Genomic DNA, 23,108 nt, shown 5'->3' with positions numbered 1-23,108 from the left:
CGTCAGTACTTGCGGTAGATGCGGATGGCGTTCAGTACGGGTTCGCCCTCGATGCGTCCGAAATCGACGCTCAGGCCCTGGCCGTCGCACACGATAACCTCCACTTTGCGGACCATCGCCCGCGAGAAGCCGGCTTCGGCGGCGATCGAGAAGTTTTCGAGCACTTTTCGGCCGTTCACCGTGACGTCGAAGCGGCGTTCCGTGTACTGTTGCTGGGCGCCGTCGGCCCCGAGATTGTAGGCCAGAGCTTCGCGTTGCCGGACGGCTTCGAGTTCGGCCCAGTAGAGGTAGACCGAGTAGGTGCCGTCGGGCACGTCGGCGCGGAACGATTCGATGCCGACGCGCTGGGTCTGGAACACGGGGTCATTCTTCGTGCCGAGGATGTCGAATGCGCTGCCGAGCCATCCGGCTTTGGAGCGCCGCAACACTTCGCCGCCGACATATCCCCACCCGCCCGGGGTGTAGGGCTGTTCGGGAATCCACGCCAGACCCGCTTCGCGGTCGTCGAAATAGCGCGGCGAGCCGAGCATGACGTTCAGTTGGGTGAATCGTTCGGGCGACGCCTGCGCCAGTCGGAATCCGATGGTCAGGACGTCGGTGAGCGCTCCGGCCCGGGCTACGAGGCGGTTCTCGCCGTCGGTGAACGGCACGTTGAACATCGCCACACCTTGCTCCGGACGCTTGGTGCCGATCTTGCGGCCGTTGAGTGTGAGGGTCACCGACGGTTGGTTGCAGAAGACCGGAACGGGCTGTGTGCAGCGGCCCGTGCCGTCGTCTGCGCCGCTGCGGTTTCGCCACTCGCGGTTGCCGATGATGAGCTGCGGGGTGCGGTTGAGTACGGTCTTGTAGAAAAGATAGGTGTCTTTCAGCTCGCGATCGAGGCCCGTGATGCCCTTGTTGTTGACGTGGGGCACGACATCGGCGCGCGGCTCGGAGTAGAAGGCGTTGAGGTTCCAGAGCGACGACCCCGCGATGAAGGGACGTTTGTTTATCTGTTCCAGATAATGGCGGTTGTAGAGCAGTCCATACTCCTGTGAGAAGTCGAACTGTTCGGGCGAAAACGAGTGCAGGCGCGGATCGACGTCGGCGCCGTATTCGGTTACGAGGAGCACTTTGTTCGGATACTGCGCATGGAGCCGGTCGAGGATACGTTCGAATCTCGTGATGTCCTTTTCATACCACCCCTGGTAGAGGTTCCAGCCCTGGATCATCGGAATTTGCGTCAGGTGGGCAGCGGCGTACCGCTCCGGGGCGTTGTGGAAGGCTATCATCGTGTAGCGCGAGGGATCCTCGTGGCGTATGGTCTCCTCCAGCGTGCGGGCCACGTGTTCGATAGCCTCGTAATACTCCTGCGTGCGAGCTTCATCAGTGTAGGGCGGGCGCAGCAGCGTTTCGTTCATGTAGGCCCAGATCATCACCGAGGGATGGTTGAAGTCCTGACGGATCATCTCGCGGACCATCTGTACCGAGTTTTCGAGAAACTCCTTGCTCTCGGTGACGGCGTTGACCACCGGAATTTCGACCGAGGTGATGATGCCCAGTCGGTCGCACATCTCCATCACCACGGGGTCCTGAGGGTAATGCGACACGCGCAGAAAGTTGCCGCCCATCTCCTTGATGAGACGTATGTCGCGTTCGTGCATCTCGTCGGGCAGCGCCCATCCGCGCCCCAGATAGTCTTGGTGGCGGCATGTGCCGACGAGTTTGCGTGGTCGGCCGTTGAGCGAGAATCCCTTGTCTGGATCGAACGAGAACCACCGCAGGCCCAGTGGGTTGGAAACCTCGTCCAGTATGCGCCCGTCCTCGGTCTCGATGCGCGTCAGCACGCGGTAGAGCTTTGGATCGTCGATGTCCCACAGCCGGGGCGAGGCGATCGTGATGTCACGGCGGAACTGTTCGGAGCTGCTTCCGGCAGCGATTTCCGCCATGTCCTCCGTGTGGGCGACCTCGTGGCCGTCGGGGCTGACGATGCGGTGCTTGATGCGCACCCGGACGGTTTCCAGGCCGTCGTTGGCCACCAATGTCCGCACCTCGACCGTGGCTTGTTCGGCCGAGACTTTGGGGGTCGAGAGGTAGACACCCGGCGACCCGAAGTCGGTTGGCGCCACGTGCACCTTGTCAGTCAGAAGCAGGCTCACGTCGCGGTAGATGCCGCCAAAGAAGGTGAAGTCGGCAGACAGGGGCGGGATATCGGGGTTGTGGGCGTTGTCCACCTCGATGGCAAAGAGGTTTTCGCAGCCCGGGACGATATATTTCGTGATGTCGAACACGAAGCGCGTGTAGCCGCCCGTGTGCTTCCCTACGTAGTGGCCGTTGACGTAGAGCCGCACGACCTGATTGGCCCCTTCGAAGCAGAGGTAGACCTGTTTGTCGGTGGCGCCGTCCGGGAGGACAATTCGTTTCCGGTACCACGCCGGGCCACGGTAGAATCCCGGAACATCGTCTGTGGCGTCCTCGGCGTTCCACGTGTGGGGTATATTCACCACCTCCCACGCCGAATCGTCGACCGTGGGTTGGAAGGCGTTGTAGGGTGATCCTTGCGTGAAGCGCCAGGCGTCGTTGATCGTGTATTTGACCCGTGCCGCGACCGAAGCGGCGGTCAGAAACAGCGTCAGGCTGAGAATGATTCGGATGTGTTTCATCGGTTTTCGGTTGATTGGAATTTGCATTCGAGGGGTTCGCCCGTGTAGCGGGCTGTCTGTTCTGCGGGTTTTGCTCCGGGGCGGAAGACCCGGATGCGGAGCCTCTGCTCCTGCGCCATGCCGGGGTAGGAGCCTTCACGTGTGGAGATGCGCAGCGCAGCATCCGTCTCGGACCAGTGGAGGGTGCAGCGGGCGTATTCGCCCTGCTCGTAGCCGTAACCGTCTCCGGTGTCGTCGTAGAGTGTGAAGCGGGCGTCGGCCCCGGTATAGATACAGATTTCGAGCTCCCGGTCGGGACCGGCCATAACCGACTCCTTCACCACGCCCATTGGCACGATCGAGCCGCCCCGGGCATAGATCGGAAGTTCCGTGAGGCTGCACGTCCGGGTGACATGTTTCCCGCCGCGGAAAGCCTCGCCCGTGAAGAAGTCGTACCACCATGTGCCGTCGTGGCGCGGCAGCAGCGTTGCGACCGACTGGGTCCGGGCCCCGGCGGACATCGGCTCAAAGACTGGGCGCACGAGCAGTGCGGGACCGAACAGATAGGCTTCTTCGTAGGCCGCGACGGTGCGGTCTTCGGGGAAAGACATGCCTGCGGCTGCGATGAACGAACAGCCGTTCGTGGCGACATCGTAAGCCGTGGAGTAGATGTAGGGCGTCAGTCGGTAGCGCAGGTTGATGTATTCGATCTGGTTGCGGTACCAGATGCTGCCTTCGTCGCCGAACTGCCACACCTCGCGCGGAACGTTGGTCCCGTGGGCACGGAAGATCGGCAGGAAGGCCCCGAACTGGAACCACCGGGCGTAGAGCTCCTTGTAGGCTGGGTCAGCCAGTCCGCGGGGGTAGATGCCGCCGTTGTCGGTGACGTAGAATCCGCCTGTGTCGAAGGTCCAGTAGGGGAATCCCGACGCTGCGAGGTTGACACCCGCGGCCAGCTGGCGTTTCATTGTTTCCCACGAGGCGATGATGTCGCCCGACCACACGGCCGTTCCATAACGTTGCTGCCCGGCGAATGCCGAGCGGGTGAAGAGTAGCGGACGCCGTTCGGGAGCCGCAGCGCGCAGGCGGCCGTAGAGGTCTCCCGTCCACACCAGCGAATAGGTGTTCAGATAGCGGTGAAAAGCACCCCAATGGGTCTTCCCGGCCGATTTGGTCCGGGCCTCCTGTTTGCGCTGGGTGAATCCCTCGCGGAACGAGGGTTCGGTGGCGTCCATCCACCAGCCGTCGATGCCGGTGTCGAAGAGTCCCGTGCGGAAGTGGCGCCAGAAGATGTCGCGTGCTGCGGGGTTGTAGGCGTCGAAGACCTTGTACCCGGCCCACGTCCGTTCGTTGAACAATGCTCCGGCAGCCTCCAGATCGCGGAATACGGCAGTTTCGGGACCGAATCCCGGCCAGACCGACACCAGCAGCCGCACTCCGTACTCCTCGTGCAGCCGGGCGATGGCGGCTTTGGGGTTAGGGTAGCGCACGGAGTCCCATTGGAGGGCATTCCACCGGGGTTTTTCGCCCCAGTACTCCCAGTCCTGTACGATGACGTCGATCGGGATGTGCCGGCGACGGTATTCGCTGACCACGCGGGTCAGTTCGTCGGCGGTCTTGTAGCGTTCGCGCGACTGCCAGAATCCGAAGGCCCATTTCGGAAGCATTGACGCCTCACCTGTCAGCGTGCGGTAGCCGCGCACGCATCCTGCGGGATCGCCCCCATAGACGAACCAATAGTCGATGGCGTCGCCCACCTCCGACGCGAATTCGAACGTGTTGCCTCCGTCGCGAAACTCCGAGGCCGAGTAGTTGTCCCACAGCAGGCCGAAGCCACGCGTGGAGACCAGGTAGGGGTTGACGATGTCCTTATTGGCCTGCAACAGCAAGACCGTGTCGCGTTTGTAGTTCAGTATTCCCGTCTGATATTGGCCCAGTCCGTACAACGCTTCGTCGTCGGTTCCGGCGAACTGCTGGGTCACGGCATGGCACGCCTCGCCGCCTACGGTGTCGGGACGGAGCGAACGGGCGGTCTCCTCGAGTATCAGGACTCCCGTACGGGCGTCGCGGAACGAGAAGAGACCCCGCGTGCGGTCGAAGACCACCCGGAGTTGCCGCGTGCTGAATGCATGGCCGTGATCGATGGCCTCGCGGTGCACCGCGACGGGAGCTGCCGGCGGGGAATCTACGACCAGCCGTCGCGTCTCGAGGGGCGATCCGGCCGGTCGGGCGAGGATGCGCACGATGTTTTCCGTGCGGAACTCGACGCGGTAGGTCATACCCGCCTCGTCGAACGTGAAGGCATTGCCGTCGCGCGAGGGGCCGCTGCACGCGGCGCAGACGGCGGTCAGCAGCAGGGTGGTGAGACGGCGCATCATCGGCTGAGGGTGTAATGGAAGCTCACGTTGCGCAGTTTTAGTTTGCCTTTGAATAGCAGCGTAAAGCCAGGCGTCGTGGCATAAAGTACGTTTTCGGGGGCCAGTTCGACCCGCACTCGTTTCCATGTGCCCGAACCGTCGGTCTTGAATTTGGCAACTGTGGCGAAGAGGTTCTTGGGCTGGCGTTCGGTGCGTGAGTAGAGGAAGATGAAATCTCCCGTCGGGGCGTCGTCGAAGTATTCGAATTCGACATATCCCATGTGGGTGCGCGCGGCGATCAGCGAGCGGATAGCCGTCTCGGGTAGGTAGACTTTCAGCTCGGGCGAAGCGTACCGGACGCCATACACGGCGTCGCTGCTGAAACGCAGTTCCGATTCCGGAACATCCAGTGTGCGGTTTTTGAGAGTCTTTTCGAGTGCGTCGACAGCCGTTTCCACCGCCGAGAGCTGTTCCGTGGCTTCGGCATAGGCTCCCTTGGCGAGCGCCGCGGCGGCGGCATCGATCCGGGTGTTGGCCTCGGTCGTCTTGCGGCGTGCCGCAGCGAGGTATTCGCTTCGTTTGCGCAGGCCGAAGAGCCGGGCGGCAAGCGCTATACCCGAGGCGTCCTCCGGCATCTCCTTGAACTGCGCGGCGTAATGCAGCGTCGTGCGCAGTTCGCGGTCGCCGTTCTCCACCGTGGGCTCGATCTCGTGCCCTTCGGTGTAGTCGCTCCACGAGGCAATGAATACCATGTCGAGGCTGTCGCGCGAGGCCATGTTGAACTCCCACATGCGTTCGTAGGTGCGACCTTCGTCCCGTGGAATGTAGTAGAAATGCTGTCCGCCCCAGCCGGCGCAGCCGCGGTTGTCCATGCCTGGCATGACGAATCCCGACTTGACGGTGTAGGCCGGATTGGCGCTCATCCACACCGAGTCGCGGAACGGCTTCATGAATTCGATGAGGTCATCCGGTTGGGCGTAGTGGTCCCAGTGGGGGTGTGTGGCATCCATCGGGCGCACGCGGGCCGGCAGCCATGCCGTGGGGATCATCCCCAACTCTTTCCAGGACTGGATCTCGGGGCTCCATCGCACGGGGACGTAGCGGTTCTCTTCGAGCGTGCCCCACTCGGCCCAACGACGCAACACGGCGGGCTGCGGCATGCCTTCGGGCAGGCGGACTTTCGAGGCGGCATAGGCGTATTCCGCGGGCTTGGCACCCGGGCCGAAGAGGTAGAAGACCGGATGTCCACTGACGGTCGGGGCTGTCGGGCCCGACAGCACGTTGTCCACCAGATACTGATAGCAGCGGGCGTAATGCTCGGTCTTGGCTTCGCGGGTGTCGATTTCGGGATGCATGCGGGTGATCCAGTCGTAGTAGAGCCAGCCGTCGCACCAGTTGACGCCGATTTCGAAACCGTATTTCGCGGCCATGGGCTGCATGGCTTTCAGCAGTTTGTCATTTTCATGGTCCATGAAACCCCATTCGATGAAGAATCCGTCGATGCCGGCGGCCTTGGCCGTGAGAATCTGGTATTCGATGTAGTCGGGGTCGAGGTTCGACTGCATGCCTGCCTGCGGATAGGCCGCGGCGGCGATATCGTGGCGCCCTTCTGTGTCCATGAAATCGGCGTTGTAGCAGAGCCTCTTGCGTCCGGTTTTCGACCGGGAGGTTTCGGCGTGCATCTCCCAGCGGCCTAATTTGCCGTCGTGGGCGCGCGTGTAGCGGACGCCGTGGTAGTCGGCGTAGATTTTCTTGCCGTTCTGCGCCGGAACTGCCATTGGAAGCAGAAGCAGCACCGCAGTTGCGAGTGAAATGCGTAACGGGGTCATCGTTTCAAACTGTTCGGTTTATCGAAGAACGGAAACCCCTCCAGAGAATGGCTCCGGAGGAATTTCCGATTCTGAAAATTTGGCTACTCCTTGGGGAGTTTGACCGCGAAGGTGAATACGCGGGCGTTGGCGTTGGTGCCGATCTTCTCGCTGATCGAAATGAGCTTCATAAGCCCCACTTTGCCGTTTCCGGCTGAGGATTTTGAACCCGTCTTGAAGGCGATCGTGGTGCCAATCAGCTCCTCTTTGCCCTTGATGTTCACGGACTGGATGGTTCCGGCGTCGATCGCGGTAATATCGGCGGCCGTGGCGTTTTCGAAATCAAATTTATCGCCGAGATTCAGGAACCGAGTGTCGTTGATGATATTGAAATCATTGATATTCTTTCCGTCATATGCATACTCTTTGTTTTTGCCGTCGGCTTCTTTCATCGAGTAGATGCGTACCGACTGGGCATTGCCGTTCATGTAGTAGACCTTGACGTCGGCGTGTGACTGTAAGTCGGTGTTTTCCAGACACTCCTTCACAGAATAGGTTTTCTGTCCGCCCAGCGAAAGCAGGCGTTTCGCACCACCGGCAGCCGAAGCTCCGTCGCCCGCCGGGGCCGTAGTGACCGGAATCTCCTCGACATAGTACATGTTGACCGAGGCTTTGGTCGTCGCTGTGGTTGTGCGGCCCACATTGTCCGTGATGATCACCTTGACGCCCGACGTGGAGTTGGTGAAGAGCATCTTCTCGGCATAGTTCAGCTTGTTGAGCTTCTCGTAGGTTGTGGTCTTCACCGACGTTTCGGTCGTGCCCTCCATGCGGAACAACTCGACCTTGACGATGCCGGCCTGCGATTCGATGGCTATCTCGACAGCTTTTTCCTCGTCCTTGTCGGCTGTGATCGTTGTCTGGGCGAAGGTCACGACGGGAGGCGGAACGGTTTTGTACAGGATCTGCATTGTCTCGATGCGCATCTGTCCGTAGTTGTCGACAGCCTTGACCCGGAAGCCTCTGTCAAATTCGTCGAACTCGATCATTTCGTCGAAAGACCAAGATTTCTGCTGATCTTCGTTGGTGAATGTCAGACTCGTATAGGGCTCCTGCCCCGAGTCCTTCACACGGGAGATCTCGATCAACTGCAATAGAGCCGAGGTGTTCACTTCGATGTGCGTGCGGGGCTTCTCGCCGCCGACGGTTTCGTCGTACTGCCACTTTGCGGGCGTGAAGACGATCGAGGGGGCTTCTACGACGTCGATGATCGAAATCGGCATCTTCGCCTCGGCCTTGCGATCCAGCCGGTCCACGGCCTCGATCACGGCCTCGGTGTATTCCGGCTCGTAGTTGATCTTCTCGGCGAGGCTGTAGCTCTTGGCGTTGAAGAACTCGGTGACGGTGGTCACGGGAATCATCTCCCCGTTTGAGGTGTTGATGCTGAGCGAGACGCTTTTGAGTCCGGCTTCCGATTTGACGATGGCGACGATAGGCAGGTTGTCCACCACGTTGAGGTTGGCTTCCAGCGTGTCGTAGGCGTAGGTGATGGTCGGTTCGGCAGTCGAAGGGTCGATTCCCTCGTCGTCGTTGCAGGCTGCAAACGACATGACGGCGAAAACCCCGGCCAGTATTGTGAATAATCTCTTGTTCATGGTTTTCGGTGTTTTGAAGTTCTTCATGTCCTATTTCTTGTAGTAGCAGTAGGAGTCGAAGACGTGAATCACGCCGTTGGTCGGCATGATGTTGCAACTCACTGACTTGCGCATGGGAGAGTTGCCGTTCGTGCCCGTGTCGTTCACAATGATCGCTCCGGCGTCGGCCATCCAGGGGTTCTTGCGGGTGAGCATGGTCATCAGACCCTCTTCGCCGCGGCGCAGCGTCAGCACGAAGATCGCTTCCACGGGAAGCTCTCCGTAGCCGCTGTAAAAACCGTTGATTATGTGGTAGCGCAGCAGGTTCTGCACATCTTCCTTCGGGCAGTCGGTGATCTTCGACTTGTCGGGATAGGTGCTCACGAACTCTTTGACGGCCGTGTTGGTCAGCACCAGGAAGGTGTATTCGTGGCCGGTTTGGGTGTAGTATTCCTTCATGCCGGCGTATTCGATGGCCGACATGAACTCGCTGAAAATATCCGAACGGGTTTCGAAATACTCCCACGCCGTCATCGGGATGTGGGGGTCGAGCACCGAATGGTCGTAGTCGGCGTCGGTTTGCAGTTTCATGTCGCCGCAGGCCGCGGTCAGCGCAACCGCCAGAAGCAACGACAATTTCTTGATTATATGTTTCATGGTACAGGTCGTTTTAGAAATTATTTACTCGTTGCATAGTAGCTGTTCTGCTCCAGTTTCTTGTTCTGGTCCAGGTGGGAGAAATGAATCGGGAAGAGCTCGTTGCCATCCTCCTGACAGCCGTTGATCGGTCCCATGACGCTCTTCCAGCGTCCCGTGCGCACGAGGTCAAACCATCGACGGCCTTCGCCGACCAGTTCGCGCTGGCGTTCGTCGAGGATGAAATCCACAAGGGCCTGCTCGTCGGCAAAATCAGTGGCAGAGGGGGTCTCCAGACCTGCGCGCGTGCGGATCGGTTTCACCAGATCGAGGGCCTCTTCCCACTTGCTTTGGCGGGCCTGCGCCTCGGCCTGCAGCAGAATCATGTCCGAATAGCGGTAGATGGGGTAGCCCACTTCGCAGGTTTTGTTGAGCGTCGAGGAGATGTCGCCTGAGATGAATTTGCGCATTTCCCAGCCCGATTGATAGTTCTTCGTTACCAGCGGGAAGCGCAGGTCCTTCTCCTGGTCGTATTTGGCCAGCAGCGTCGGTGACATTACGGCGGCGCGGTTGCCCGAGCCCGTGAACCATTGGTACATGTAGCTGTAACCGTGGGTGCCCACCTCGTCCATGTTGAAATGCACGACGAAGATGAACTCCTTGGTACTGTATTCGTCGTTCTCGGGGGTGTTGTCGCCGGCCTTGTTGTTCAGCTCTTCGGCGAACATCTTCTTCCAGGAACTGATGTCGGTTTCGAGAGCCATGAACGATGCGTCATTCTTCATCTTTTCGATGGTCTGATCGGCCAGGCTGTACTCTTTGAGCCACATGTAGGTGTCGGCCATGATCGCCCACGTTCCGTAGACCGAAATGCGCTTGCGCTCCTTGTTCTTCGTGCGGTCGATCAGCGACTCGGCCTTTTTGGCATCTTCGAGAACCACCTCGCGGAGGATGCGGGTCATGTCGGTGCGCTCGCGGTAGATCCCCGGACTGTACTCTTCGTTGGGGTCGGTGAACAGGGGCACATCGCCCCAGACGCGCACGGCATAGAGATAGGCCAGCGCACGCATGCCGTAAGCCTGTCCCAGCAGGTCGTTGCGGTCCGATACCGACGGCATATCGACGCCCGGCAGGTATTTGATGCAAAGGTTGGCCTGATTGATGACCTTATAGAGGGCGGTCCACTTGGTGCAGTTGAGATCGGTGGTCAGCTGGTTGTCGATGACGCGCTGCTGGACGGCTGCCGTCGAGGCTCCGGGTGCGAAGTCGTCTGAGCGGAATTCGCCCCAGTAGAAGTAGTTCTCGCGCATGGCCGAGCGGAAGAATCCGTAGATCTGGCTCACGCCGGCCTTGGCCTCGCGCGAGGAGACCCACATCTGGTCGGCGGGGAGTTCGCTCACGGGCTGTTCGTCGAGGAACGACTCGCAGGAACTGAACCCCGAGGCCAGCAGGAGGGCTGCAAGTATGTATTTGATCTTTTTCATTGTTGTAAGCCTTTAGAATTTAACGTTTATACCTGCGCCGAATTCGCGTTTCATGGGGTAACGGTAGGTGTCGCGGCCGATTTGCAGCGGATTGGACGACGAAAATTCGGGGTCGTATCCCTTGTAGGAGGTCCACGTCATCAGGTTGTTGCCGAAAATGTAGACCTGCAGCGCCTTGATGCGAAGCGATTTGAGCCATTGCTCCGGCAGGTCGTAGGACAGACGCACGTTCGACAGGCGGATGTAGTCGGCATCCTCGACGTAGAACGAGTTGGCGTAACGCGCGTTGTTGTATTCGTCGTTGTAGGGGCGCGGGTAGAGTGCCTGATCTCCCTGGTGTATCCACATGTTGTTGATTACGTGGGGTGAAGGGGTCGTCGAGGAGTATTTGAACATGTTGCGCTGGTGCTCGGCGTAATTGTAGATCTGCCCGCCGAACGAGTAGTAGAACGAAATGAGAAGGCCGAAGTTCTTGTAGGTGAAGTTCGTACTCAGACCGCCGGTATAGGTCGGCAGCGCGTTGCCGATAATCATGCGGTCGCTCTCGTCGATCACGCCGTTGCGCGAGCCCGCGGATTCCTCCCAGTTGACATCACCGCCGCGGAAGGGTTTGCCGTTGGGCAGTTTCTTCTGCACGTAACTGCCGTTGTAAACCTGGCCGTTGAGCGTGTAGTGGCTGAACGATCCGTTTTCGAAGACGGGTGTGAGTTGCTGCCATGTGTCGGGAGTGAAGGCGTTTGATTCGTTGTAGGGGAAGATGTTGATCTGTTTGTAGCCGTAGAAATCGCCGATCGAACCGCCTTCGGCCATCCACCAGAGGTCCTTTTCCAGATAAGGTTCGCCCTCGGCGAGTTTCTCGATGGTGTTCCAGTTGCGTGAGATGTTGAACGAGGCATTCCAGCGGAAATCCTTCGTGCGGATGAGGTCGCCGGCGATCGAGAACTCGAAACCGCGGTTGCTGACCTCGCCGACGTTCGTGCGCATGGATGGGAATCCGGACTCCTTCGGGAGCTCACGGTTGGCCAGTAGTCCGTCGGTGTACTTGTCGTAGTAGTCGGCCGTGATGGTCAGACGGCTGTTGAAGAAGCTCAGGTCGAGACCCACGTCCACCTGGCGGGTCTCTTCCCAGCGCAGGTTGTCCACGGCGAGGCGTGCGGGATAGACTCCGCCCACGCCATCGTAGATGTCGCCCGTGGCGTAGGAATAGAGGTAGTCGTAGTTGCCGATCTGTTCGTTGCCGGTGATACCCCAGCTGACGCGGATCTTGGCATCGTCGAGTGCCCGGCGCGAGAAACTCATGAATTTCTCGTCCGAGAAGCGCCATGCGGCCGATACCGAAGGGAAGTTGCCCCAGCGGTTGCCTTTCGAGAAGCGCGACGAACCGTCGCGGCGGAAGGTGGCCTGGATCAGGTATTTCGATTTGAAGTCGTAGGTCACGCGGGCGAAGAGCGATGCCATCGAGTGATTCGACTGCCAGGTGCCGGTCTCGTTCAGGGTGAGGTTGGCGGCAAATGCGTTCATCGTGGGGATGAAGTCCGTCGAGGAGTTGATGCCCGACAGAGTGTTCTGGTCGGTGCGCCACCGCTGCTCGCTGAAACCCACGAGGGCCGAGAAGTTGTGGTTTCCCCACTTGTTCTTATAGGTTATAACGTTCTCGTTGAGCCAGTTCCAGTTGAGGTTGTCGGCGGCGTAGCCGCTGTTGCTCTTTTGCCACTCGTCGGTGATCATGCTCGGGTAGACGCGCTGGCGCTTGTTGAGATAGATGTTGGCATTGATGCTGGTCTGGAACGTCAGCCCCTTGGCGAGCTTCAACTCGAAGCCTTGGTAGAGGTTGCCCTGATAGTACTCCGTGCGGTCGGTGGTGTATTTCACCTGTGCCAGCGGGCTCTTCTGACCCTGGAATACGCCAGCCAGCGTGCCGTCGGGATAATAGAGGTTGAAATAGGGACGGCGCGAGAGCATCGCGGTCATCAGTTGGCCTTCGTTGATACCGTTCTTTTGGGAGTAGCCCAGCGAAACGCGGCTGTGAAGTGTCAGCCAACTGTTGGCCGTGTAGTCGGCGTTGATGCGGGCCGTCAGACGCTGGAAATTCGTGTTGGGGACAATACCGCGCTCGTTGTAGTAGCCCGTCGATCCGAAGTATTTCATCTTCTTCGTGCCGCCGGCAACGCTCAGGTCCACTTGATCCTTCTGGGCCCATTGGAAGAGCAGATCCTGGTAGTCGTTGTCTACGTTGAACGCAGCGTTCAGCGAGTCGGTGATCAACTGGTTGCTGGCGTTGTCGACATAGCCTGTCGCATTGTCCTGATGATAGATGTCGCGCAGGATGTCGAACTTGCGGCGGTCGGCGCGCGTGGCCTGTGCGAGTTTGTGGGAGAGTTTGCCCCAGGTGTGGAGGTATTTCACGTCGATGCGGGGAGCTCCCTCCTGACCTCCTTTGGTTGTGATGAGGATGACGCCGTTGGCTGAACGCGAACCGTACATGGCGGCTGATGCGGCGTCCTTGAGGACCTCGATCGAGGTGATGTCGCCGGGGTTGATGCCGTCGATGTCCTCCATCGGGATTCCGTCCACCACATAGAGCGGCTTCACGCCTTCGGCAGAGAAGGTCGAGATACCGCGGATGTTGATCTGCGAGCCTTCGCCCGGCTGTCCCGAACCTGCGGAAATTTGTACGCCGGCAACCTGTCCCTGCAGGGCTTCGAAGACGTTCGCGGGGGCGCGGCGTTCGATGGACTCCGACGAGATGGAGGTGATGGCGCCCGTCACGTCTCGTTTGCGCATTGTGCCGTAGGCAACGACCATCACGTCGTCGATCTTCTGGGCGTCGAAGTCGAGTGTGACCTTCAGGAAATCGGCGTTTGCGGAGAGCGTTTTGGTCACATATCCGATAAAGGATACCTGGATGGACGCCCCGCGTTTCGAAAGCGAAAGCGAAAATTTGCCGTCTGCACCGGTCACCGTGCCGTTCGTCGTGCCTGGCTCGACTATGGTCGCGCCGACGAGGGGTTGGCCGTCACCTATGACAATGCCCGAGAGGGTGAATCCTCTCCCCCCCCCACTTTGCTGGGCGACGCTTAGTCCTGGTTGCAGCAGCGTTGCCGCCAGCAGAACGGCACACAGCCAATGAACTTTCGTCAATAGTTTCTTCATGATTGTAATTAGTTAGTTGGTTTTATGTTGTGAATGCTTGTCGTGTTCGTGCTGTTTCCGTTCGCCTTGGGGAGACGGGTTCAAGGCAAAGTTATATAATTTTTTGTGAAAAAACACCGTGTGTGCGCACACACATGCGGTTTTAGACCCATAACACCGGATGCCGCGCGGCTCGCGAAAATATGTCTGAGTTGTTTTTGGAGGCCCCTGATACCGTATTTTTGAGTCTAAGTATCTGGTATATCCGGACTTTTCGGCGAGCGGGTATTTGAGGTATTTTTTACGCTAACTAATTTTCGGGCGCTTTCTCTTCCGGCGGAACTCCCTGCTTGGACTTGTTTTCAGTGGCTCCGGGTTTCGTAAAGTCGCGCCATTGGCAGGAACAAGCCGGCGAGGTCCTTTATATCGGGTATGGTGTTTTTCAGCATGGAGTAATGGTTAAGTGGGTAGAAAACATTATCTTTGTAACAAGATGGATAAGAACAATCGCAAATGCCGGATCTGCTTCATCGACTATATCTGGTCTGTAGCCGAGACATGGAGCGAAAGGGAGCATAACAATCTCAATGGGACTATGCTGCTCTTCCAGTGTTGGCTCTTTGTGATACTCATACCGCTTGGGGCACCGTTGATGTTTCGCTGTTTCAGCTGGATTGTTGCTTTTGCCGTAGTAATGATACTCTGCTTTCTTCCCGGTGTGTTCTGCCGGTTCCGCTACACGGCCGGGCGGCGTGAAGCGCTCCGAGAACATTACGGAAAGATGAAACATCCCGGCAGGAAGCTCGCCAAAATAGTCCTTATCGCCATCGCCCTGACCGTGGTGAATGTCGCACTGATGTTTTACCTCGGATTTATACATTGGGCCTAATGAAACGGCAGGAGAATGAGCATCGGTTCCATCATGTCTCAATATAGATCACGATCAAGGAACAGATAGTTATAAATACTCCTCTAATTTTTGTAATATGTATTTTGGCATGGATGATAATGGTATATGCATAGAATAAGGCTAATTCCTGAAAAAACTTGGGGAGATAACATCGCAAATAATAAAAAGAAAAAAAACATTATATCAAAGTAAAATAGTATGAATATAAAAAGAATTATTATCATGAGTTTATTAGGATTTTTGGGTATTAATATCTGCGGATGTGTAAATGCACAGAAAAAGAACGAGATAGTTAATTCATTTACTATAGATGAAAAGCAGCCTAAAAATTATTATTTATTGACTATGTCAAGTAATGGATGTAATTTTAGGATACTTATAAATGATATTCCTATTTGGGGCTTTTGGGACGAAGGGGCATATTCTGGTTCATATCCTATAAACCATTTTATTATGAAAAGTGGAACGCAAAAATTAAAAGTAGAATTATATCCTGCATATACACATGAAGATTTAGGAATAAACAGTGAAGAACCGTTATATATTGAAATAAAAAAACGTCTTGATGGACAAACACTGGATGATTATGTAGCTGTCTTAACAAATCCAATACCTAAAATCAAGAAAGGAATACCTTACTATGAATACGAATGTACATTTGATGCTGAAGTTCCTTATAACATATCTATTTTAGATGAATGCATCAGATTAGATTCGATAAGTAACATAGAAGAAATGGCAGTACAAAAATATAATGAATTAAAAAGTATGTATGAAAGAAAAGATTTTTCTTCATTTAAAGAAGAATTTTTCATTCGAAATGAAAGTATTGGACTTTCAAACTATTACAAAGATGGAGGGTGTGACAGGGAAATGGAAGATCAAATCAACACAATGAAAAAATTATATGAACATGTAGCACCAATACAAGATTATGAAATAAAATTTTATGGCGATAAAAAATTAATCCTTTTATATAGTAAAATTGATTGTACATATGCATTTAGATTAGATGATGGAGGTGATGATATATGGCCATTACCATTCTTTTTAGGAATGCGTAAAGGTAGTGATAAACTTGAAATTGTCTTTTAATGAATACCCAGAATTACAGCAAAGAAGCCATAAAAACCCGTATGTATCGCCATGCGATGAACTACTGAGGAATCAAGAAAGTAGAGAATCTGGACCCATTCGTGAAACTGTTACTCGAAGCACTCTCCAGTGAACTGTTTGGCTTGTCGCACGAAATGGAAGATGGATAAACCGCATGTAAACCAATCTGTTACGAGCAATTCGGTGTACTTTTTCGGCCCGGAAAAAAGTACACCGAATAGGCCACAGATAACCTGCTTTTTGATGCCTTTTTCTGCATTTGGGCCAAAATAAAAAAATCCCTGTAAATTCGTGATTTACATGGGTTTGCAATCTTTTGCGCTGTTTCTTGGCGGAGTAGGACGATAACTGAACCCATATCGTAATCGCCAATATATCAACGTGTTATGATTGTGAAAAATTTTAGATACACCGAATAGGCCACAACCTTTTTTCGCTGTTTTCCCTTGTATTCACTTGGTTGTTACAAAGTTACGAAAAATTCCCTGATTTTGCAACCAAATTGGAAACGAACCTGCGGATTTTTTGCCGATTTTTGTGAGTGGTATACATTACGTAAATATAAATAAGTCAATAGATTATATTCTTATTCGGTCCTGGATCCCAATCTGATATTTCCAAATCAAGTGATCCTGCGCTTTTCAAACAAGCGAACATCATGCTTGCCATCTTTTCGGTTACCGAGGACCTTTTGTGTCATTTTGTGGAGCACAATAGGTGATGCTGCATAAGTGGTTCATTCCTTCAGACGAGTGTACTAATTTCAGCTGTTTGCTGGGTTTTCGTTCTGTAGGCAGTTGTATTGAGATTGAGAGACTGATTATCGGTTTTCGGCAAAAACCTCCACGGCATCGACCAGATCGAGTTTGATGTCGCTCCAGTCCAGTCCCCGCAGGCAAACCGGATCAGGATCCTCATCAGCCATGCGAAAGTCGGTCAGACGCTCCAGAAGTTCGTCTGCGTTGTGCTCCCATTCGTGTCTGCGGGCGTGTAGTGCAAACATCTCCGCCAGCGGATATTCGGTCAGCAACATGTGCAGATCCCAGAAATCCTTTTTGCGTCCACCTCGCGATACAACATTCATCTTTATGGCAATCATGTCCTCGATGCTCGCCATCCGAACACCATCAATACAGTCTGCAACTTTGAGAAACGGATCGGTATACATCAAATCAAGTTTGATGGCCTCTTGTTCCGACGGTCCGATGTAGTATCCGCGGCCGAATCCAATAATAGAGGTTGTGTCGCTGCAATCATAATATGGAAAATGAGATTGCAGCAAGCGTTCGAATACCAGAAAATCGAGACTGCGATACTCGGCATCGGTAAACAAGTCAATGTCGACCGATTTTCTGTGCCCGTAGCGAAGGCTCAGGTTTGTACCTCCGACCAGACGGAAGGGTGCAAACGATTCCTCGCTCATCAGTATTCCGAGTGTCTCTTTCAACAGCGGCGTTACCGTTTCATAGTGCAGGTAGCTATTGTCGGCCATTTTGCGATGTTGTGTTTATACGGTATGAGTTTTTCGGAGAATCGGTTTCGAGGGCCGTGAGTGTGGTGCCGTAGAATCGGGCAATCTCCGCTTTTTCTGCGTCATTACCTCGCTCCAGGACGCGGGCAATGACCGACTCGTGGTATCGCCCCCAGTCCAGTGTGTCGAAGTCGGTATCCCAGAACAGGGACCGACGAATTGCCGGTGTCCCGGATATGGCACGGCTCTTTTGACCATTTTTATATTCTGCGATCTCGTAGTATGTCTGAAGCAACAGCAGGAATCCCTCTTCGTATCCGAATGCCTGCTCGATCTTCAACGCCATCTCGACCGTCAGATTGCGTCGCCCCGTAATGACAGCATTGAGTGTTTGACTGTGTTCTCCGATGGAGGCAGCAAACGACCGTTGGCTGAGATTGCGTTTCTTCAAATCCCTGCCGATTATCTTGCCCGGATGGATGCCTTTCAATATGTCAATTCTGCTTTTCATGGCTTCATCTGCAAATATACGAAACGCAAACGGATTTGTTTGCAAATTTATTGTATTTTTCTGATTTTGGAAGACTATTTTTTGTCTGAACAGTTGGTCACAGAACATCGTTTTGTTGTCGATGATGTTGGAAGCAATGCCGCTCGCCATGCTTTCTTTAAATAGCATGAGCCTTCAGATGGTGTCCTTGCCGAATTTGCAGTAAGAACCGAACCTAAAAAGCTATTTCTTATCGGCAAGTTAAGGGGTGATTCTCAACCCGGAATGATGATTTTTGCCGATATCGGCAAGTTGTGGAGGTTTTGGTCCTGCTATCTGATGGACTGCCGGAGACAAGTGTTGTCCGGCTTTCGGATCTGGAAAAACATATAATTGATTCAAACACTGATAAACGAGTTCCGGGGTTGTCCCATTTTTGCCGAGGAAACCAAACCCGACAAAGATGGAAAATCAACACACGGATGACCTGTCCCGCATCTTGCGGACGGTCGAAGAGATCCTCGAGATCGTACACTTCATGAAGGATCACCGGAGCCAGCTCGAAGGTGATCCGATCCTCGATTTTGCGGAGGTCTGCCAGTTGCTCCGCCAGAGCGAACGCCAGGTGCGCCGCTTTCGCGAACAGGGGCTGCTCGTCGGCTTCAACATCGGCACCCGGCGCATGTACCTGCTTTCCGAAGTGCAGGAGTTCATCCGCAAGATGCGCCGCCGCGGAAAATTCGAATTGTTGAATCAATAAATCTGTTACCCATGGAAACCAAACAAAATCCCCGGATCTATCGGCTTGTACCCTCCGAACAACTCGAACGCCTCATCAAGACGAATTTTCTGTTGAGTAAAGGTCTGCTGCTTTTTGAATACCTGTGCAGTCGAAGCGACGAGCCGTTCTTCCTGACAGCTGATGCGGCCTGTGAAGTCCTCGGCATTCGCCCCGAAACGCTGACCCGTTACCGTCAAAAACGGCTGATCCGCCCCAAGATCTATCGGCGACAATTCCTGTACAGCGCCTATGATCTGCTGATGCTCGTTTACCGGATCAACCAGCGCAATCTGCAAAATGCGCTGCGGCGTACTCCCAGGATTGTGATCGGAGTGGATGAGCAAAATGGTTGACAGTGGGGTAGGAGGATACTCCACAAGTGCCGGCCTCGGGCCAAGATAGCGGCGTGCCTGCACCTTGAACCTCCTTTTCGCACGATCTCCTCCCGTCGGGGTTCTATCGTCCGAAAAGGGCCTCCGGTTGGTCCCGCCGCTGTGTATCGGCCCGTGGCCGGCACTTCCTCTTCTGGATGGGCCGGTCCCAAAAACGTATGTCAAACTTCAAAATGGATTTGGTATGATTGACCTTCAGAAACACATCCGGGAAGGCTGGACCGTCGGAGACTTTGTCGAGCGCTTGGCTCCCGAGTTAGATCGTATTATGTCGGGACGCAGCTGGCGTCGTTCCTTTACCACGAAGCAGGAACTAGCCACGTGGTGCCGGGAGAATCAGCCCTATTACAAAAAGCACATTCCGGGAGTTGTCGCCTGTTTTGCCCGAAGGTGTCGTTTACGTTGATAGCAGCAGAAGATGATTTACTACCATCGCTTTTATGTCGAGAGCCTGTACCCCAAGAACCGGCGGAGGATTCTCCGCTGGTTGTTTCGCACTTTTAATGTCTACTTGTGTGAAGCGATGCCTGCGGGTTACAAGGGCCGCTTCTACACGCAGGACGTCCGCTTTCCGATAGCTGCTTTCCGTGATTTGACATTCAGCCTTCGAGGAGACCGATCGTTATGTCTGTGGGTCATCTCATATGACCTGCACACGCTCTATCTTGAGCGGAATATCTATGTCTATGGGAAGTGGCTTCATCTGTAGATTTCGCCCCTCCTCTTGGATCAAAACATATTATAAAAAATGTCTTGATGCAGCCATGAAAGACATTCATGCAAAATTTTGTTGCAGATATATTTTTTATAATATTCGTTGTAATATCAAAATACAGATTTAATATAGTTTATCAATTCCATATTGTTGCAATTGGGAATTTCTAAACTCTTGCCTCCTTTAAATCCATGTTGCAATAAATCGGGTTCTGTCAATTGAACACGATTTGATTCTGCAAGCAATTCTAATTTATAAGTTTTATCATCAGGAGCCTTTTCTATCCAAAACTCTTTATCCTCACGTTTGCAGTTCTCTGCTGTGACAATCATTTTGAAACGAACATAGCGTTCATCGGACATAAATAGATATACTATATCGCCTATGGAGAAACGAGCTCTCCCCATTCTCCAAGAAATAAACCCTAAGGTATTTATAGCATCAGCATGCCTGCATCTTTTCTTATTGGCGAAGGCAATCCATGTACGGTTACTCTTATTCATAGTCTTATTATTTTGCAAAGTACTCAGTCTTCAACCAGTAGGCATAAATCGGGTCTTGGAACGAGATTTCACCAGCTTTATTATCCAATATATCATTCTTGATAAGAGCTGCTTTTGAACGGGATATTGAGGTTGTTGAAGAGATTTGATAGCGATGCATGACTTCTGTTGAACTAATGGCTTTTTCGCCGGCAATAAGTGCTTTGAGATAGTTCAGTTGCTGTGTGGTCAATGTTTCGGTGATTGTTACGAACAACAGACTTAACTGCTCCACCAACGCTGTGTGCGCCTCACGTACGATCTCAACGGTGCATACATCCTTTGTTCTGAGCCATGAAAGCTGTGCCAGCTGCTGTGCGTAGTATGGATGGTTATCTACGAGCTTTGCAATCAAATGGCTTGCTTCATCGTCGATGTTCTTGCCGGTATCATAGAAACGACTCTTGAAAAATTCCACAAGGCAAGGTGTCTCAATTTTATTGAGAAACATCAGATTGCCAAACTTGTAGAAGGGTTTGGATGAGTCGGTAAACACTTCCATCATCATGTGGCGCTTGCTGCCATAGAGACAATAGGCTACACTTTGGTGCAGTTGCCAATGTGAACGCAACTTTTTCTGGAAGTAGTCTGGATCGGTAAATTCCGCGATATTTTGGAACTCATCTACGCAAATTACGAATTTCAGTCCTTTTTTCCTGGCAATCTTTTCGGCAAGATCGAGCACTTCATCGGGGTTACGCTTTACCTCTTCCCAATCAAAGTCGATTGAAACCTCGTTAGTTGGATCCGCACCGATTGAAATCTTGGGAATAAGATGCGAAAAGAAACTCCTCGCGCTATCGATTGCCTCCTCCCACTTTGTGGAAGTGGCGGCAATAACCTTCTGGGCAAGCAACGAATAGAAATGTTCCTCGCTGCGCACATTAAAAAGGTCGATATGGCAAATCCGGAGGTTGCTCTCCTGTGCCATTGCTAACTTTGCGGCCTTATTTACAAGCGAACTCTTCCCCCAGCGACGAGGAGATATAATAATTGTATTGATTAACGACGTAAAGTTCTGAACCAGATCGGTTGTCTCCTTTTCTCGGTCGGTAAAATTCTTCTCGGTAGCAATCTTTCCAAATATAAATGGAGTTTCCATAGCGTTCTATTTTTTGATTTCCAACACAAATATAATACATAAAATGTGATTGCAAAAATCGTTGCAACGAAAAGTGTATATACGTTCTTTGTATGGTATTCTGCTGATTAGTGTTGTTTTTATATAAATATCAGGGTAAAAGTTGTACAATCATAATGAGTTTCGCTTTCATTAGTGTCCGCTAAAAAATCATAAAAGTTCTTTGAAAATATTGAAAGTTAGATGGTTACAAAGATTTTTTGAGTCAACCGATTTGAATTTATCTTTGCCAGACTAACATAGAATGGCATATGCATAAAGGAAAATACGTGTTCTCACAGCTTTTAGACTTCCTTGACCGCAATGATTTCAACTATCTCGCAAGGAAATATGATGGTGACAAATACGTAAAGCAGTTCACCTGCTGGAATCAACTTTGTGTTCTGATGTTCGGACAACTTTCCAACCGTGAAAGCCTGAGAGACCTTGTACTTGCGACCCAGGCACATGCATCTAAAGCTTATCATCTCGGATTCGGTAAGTCTGCAACTAAAAGCAACCTCTCAAAAGCCAACACGAACAGGGACTATCACATCTTCGAAGAGTTTGCGTATCAAGTGGTCGCTGAAGCACGGAAATGCAGAGCAATGGAGATATTCAAGCTTGGAGGAAATGTATATGCCTTTGATTCAACCACGATAGACCTGTGTCTGAGTGCATTTGAATGGGCTTTGTTCAGAAAGAAGAAAGGAGGTGTCAAGGTTCATACATTGTATGATATTGAAACACAAATACCTACATTCTTTCACATCACTCCTGCGAGAGTGCATGACAGCAACGCAATGGATGCTATTCCATACGAAGAAAGTTCGTTCTACATCTTTGATAGAGGCTACAACGACTTCAAACGATTGCATAACATCGAATGTGTCGGAGCATACTTTGTCGTAAGAGGCAAGCGGAACAATGACTTCAAGCCGATGAAATGGAAAAGACGATTCCCTCAAGACTCAGGTATCCTTTCTGATGCGGTAGGATATATGGCAGGACAGTTTACCATGGAAAAATATCCAGACAAGATCAGAAGAGTCATTTACTGGGACGATGAGAACAAACGTCGATTCATCTTCTTCACTAATGCACTTGATATCAATCCTGTAATGGTAGCCGAGCTATATCACAACAGATGGCAGATAGAACTGTTTTTTAAGTGGTTGAAGCAACATCTGCGGATTAAAAAATTCTGGGGTAAGACCGAGAATGCCGTCAGAATCCAGATTTACTCTGCAATAACAGCCTATTGTATGATGGCTATCGTGCAGAAAAAGATGGGAGTCGAACGCTCAATCTACGAGATGCTACAGATTGTAAGTATCTCACTTACAGATACAACTGACTTAATAGACCTTTTCGCTAAACCTAACTACAATATTGTCAATGAACTTGATGGTTCTAGTGAATCAACTTTATTTTAATTGTTAAACTTTATATTATCGTCCACATTTTTTAGTGGACAGCAGTGTTAAATTATATGTTATCAAGCATAGATACTTGATAACATATATTAAACATTGGTTTATTTGCTCAAAAAAGTGTAATTTTATCGTTGAAGAATAAGATTGTACCATGTCAATAAAGCAATAAAGTTGGGACAATATAATGTAGGACGTGATAGAGATATACTTACCATTCCGCTATATATGGGATTTCTTGTTGGCAACAAACTTACAGACGTTATCATTACTGATATTGATGTGAGTTTATTTAACGTAAATATTAACATGAGTATGAAGTAATGTCGCTTTTAATACAAGTCTACTTAAAGGCTTTTATTTGACTTGATTGTTATAGACAAATTCATCTGGCTTATTTGTAATGGAGAATAGAATAATAGTCCGTTAAAAATTCAACATATTGGCTAAGCGGCTTCTGCCACTATGC

Annotated in this window: 16 protein-coding genes; 5 read left to right on the top strand and 11 right to left on the bottom strand. The window is 52.6% G+C overall.

All coding sequences use genetic code 11. The features are described from left to right. Positions 1-2 precede the first annotated feature (2 nt). The 7 genes from QZ460_RS04890 to QZ460_RS04860 form a co-directional block, all read right to left on the bottom strand. Complete coding sequence (locus tag QZ460_RS04890) at positions 3-2,642, bottom strand: glycoside hydrolase family 2 TIM barrel-domain containing protein (protein WP_290540466.1); 2,640 nt, start codon at positions 2,640-2,642, stop codon at positions 3-5. Next, positions 2,639-4,999: a TIM-barrel domain-containing protein gene (locus QZ460_RS04885; protein ID WP_290540465.1), complete on the bottom strand. Its 2,361-nt coding sequence runs from the start codon at positions 4,997-4,999 to the stop codon at positions 2,639-2,641. Before QZ460_RS04885 ends, QZ460_RS04890 begins: the two co-directional genes overlap by 4 nt. Beyond that, positions 4,996-6,807, bottom strand: a complete 1,812-nt coding sequence (locus QZ460_RS04880) for a glycoside hydrolase family 71/99-like protein (protein WP_290540464.1) — start codon at positions 6,805-6,807, stop codon at positions 4,996-4,998. Before QZ460_RS04880 ends, QZ460_RS04885 begins: the two co-directional genes overlap by 4 nt. Before the next feature lie 83 nt (positions 6,808-6,890). Continuing rightward, on the bottom strand, positions 6,891-8,438 hold the full coding sequence (locus QZ460_RS04875; RefSeq protein WP_290540463.1) for a hypothetical protein: 1,548 nt from the start codon (positions 8,436-8,438) through the stop codon (positions 6,891-6,893). 30 nt (positions 8,439-8,468) lie between these two features. Continuing rightward, entirely contained in the window at positions 8,469-9,074 is a 606-nt protein-coding gene (locus tag QZ460_RS04870; protein WP_290540462.1) for a fasciclin domain-containing protein, read from the bottom strand. 20 nt (positions 9,075-9,094) lie between these two features. After that, positions 9,095-10,537: a RagB/SusD family nutrient uptake outer membrane protein gene (locus tag QZ460_RS04865; protein WP_290540461.1), complete on the bottom strand. Its 1,443-nt coding sequence runs from the start codon at positions 10,535-10,537 to the stop codon at positions 9,095-9,097. 12 nt (positions 10,538-10,549) lie between these two features. Then, positions 10,550-13,690: a TonB-dependent receptor gene (locus QZ460_RS04860; protein ID WP_290540460.1), complete on the bottom strand. Its 3,141-nt coding sequence runs from the start codon at positions 13,688-13,690 to the stop codon at positions 10,550-10,552. 472 nt (positions 13,691-14,162) lie between these two features. Between QZ460_RS04860 and QZ460_RS04855 the strand changes: the two genes are divergently transcribed. Further along, the gene (locus QZ460_RS04855; RefSeq protein WP_290540459.1) at positions 14,163-14,558 is read left to right on the top strand and encodes a hypothetical protein; all 396 of its coding nucleotides are present in this window, start codon (positions 14,163-14,165) and stop codon (positions 14,556-14,558) included. Between the two features lie 243 nt (positions 14,559-14,801). After that, positions 14,802-15,674 carry a hypothetical protein gene (locus QZ460_RS04850; protein WP_290540458.1) on the top strand — a complete coding sequence of 291 codons (873 nt, stop codon included), beginning with the start codon at positions 14,802-14,804 and terminating at the stop codon, positions 15,672-15,674. 841 nt (positions 15,675-16,515) lie between these two features. Here QZ460_RS04850 and QZ460_RS04845 read toward each other — a convergent pair. After that, complete coding sequence (locus QZ460_RS04845; protein WP_290540457.1) at positions 16,516-17,187, bottom strand: nucleotidyl transferase AbiEii/AbiGii toxin family protein; 672 nt, start codon at positions 17,185-17,187, stop codon at positions 16,516-16,518. Beyond that, positions 17,174-17,845, bottom strand: coding sequence for a HigA family addiction module antitoxin (locus QZ460_RS04840; protein WP_290540456.1), 672 nt, complete (start codon positions 17,843-17,845; stop codon positions 17,174-17,176). The genes QZ460_RS04845 and QZ460_RS04840 overlap by 14 nt, the downstream gene beginning before the upstream one ends. Before the next feature lie 274 nt (positions 17,846-18,119). On the opposite strand from QZ460_RS04840, the gene QZ460_RS04835 reads away from it, so the two are divergent. After that, positions 18,120-18,416 carry a helix-turn-helix domain-containing protein gene (locus tag QZ460_RS04835; RefSeq protein ID WP_290540455.1) on the top strand — a complete coding sequence of 99 codons (297 nt, stop codon included), beginning with the start codon at positions 18,120-18,122 and terminating at the stop codon, positions 18,414-18,416. Positions 18,417-18,427: 11 nt separating this feature from the next. Further along, the gene (locus QZ460_RS04830; protein WP_290540454.1) at positions 18,428-18,790 is read left to right on the top strand and encodes a hypothetical protein; all 363 of its coding nucleotides are present in this window, start codon (positions 18,428-18,430) and stop codon (positions 18,788-18,790) included. Positions 18,791-19,654: 864 nt separating this feature from the next. Here the strand turns inward: QZ460_RS04830 and QZ460_RS04825 are convergent. Beyond that, positions 19,655-20,047, bottom strand: a complete 393-nt coding sequence (locus QZ460_RS04825) for a hypothetical protein (protein ID WP_290540453.1) — start codon at positions 20,045-20,047, stop codon at positions 19,655-19,657. 7 nt (positions 20,048-20,054) lie between these two features. Continuing rightward, a complete protein-coding gene (locus QZ460_RS04820; protein ID WP_290540452.1) occupies positions 20,055-21,188 on the bottom strand; it encodes an ATPase in 1,134 nt (377 codons plus the stop codon). 290 nt (positions 21,189-21,478) lie between these two features. Between QZ460_RS04820 and QZ460_RS04815 the strand changes: the two genes are divergently transcribed. Further along, positions 21,479-22,642: an IS4 family transposase gene (locus tag QZ460_RS04815; protein ID WP_290540451.1), complete on the top strand. Its 1,164-nt coding sequence runs from the start codon at positions 21,479-21,481 to the stop codon at positions 22,640-22,642. The last annotated feature ends 466 nt before the right edge of the window (positions 22,643-23,108 follow it).

It is taken from the genome of Alistipes sp., assembly GCF_020026455.1.
Lineage (GTDB): Bacteria > Bacteroidota > Bacteroidia > Bacteroidales > Rikenellaceae > Alistipes.
The sequence above is the reverse complement of the archived record's forward strand: the minus strand, read 5'-3'. Positions and strand labels throughout refer to the sequence as shown.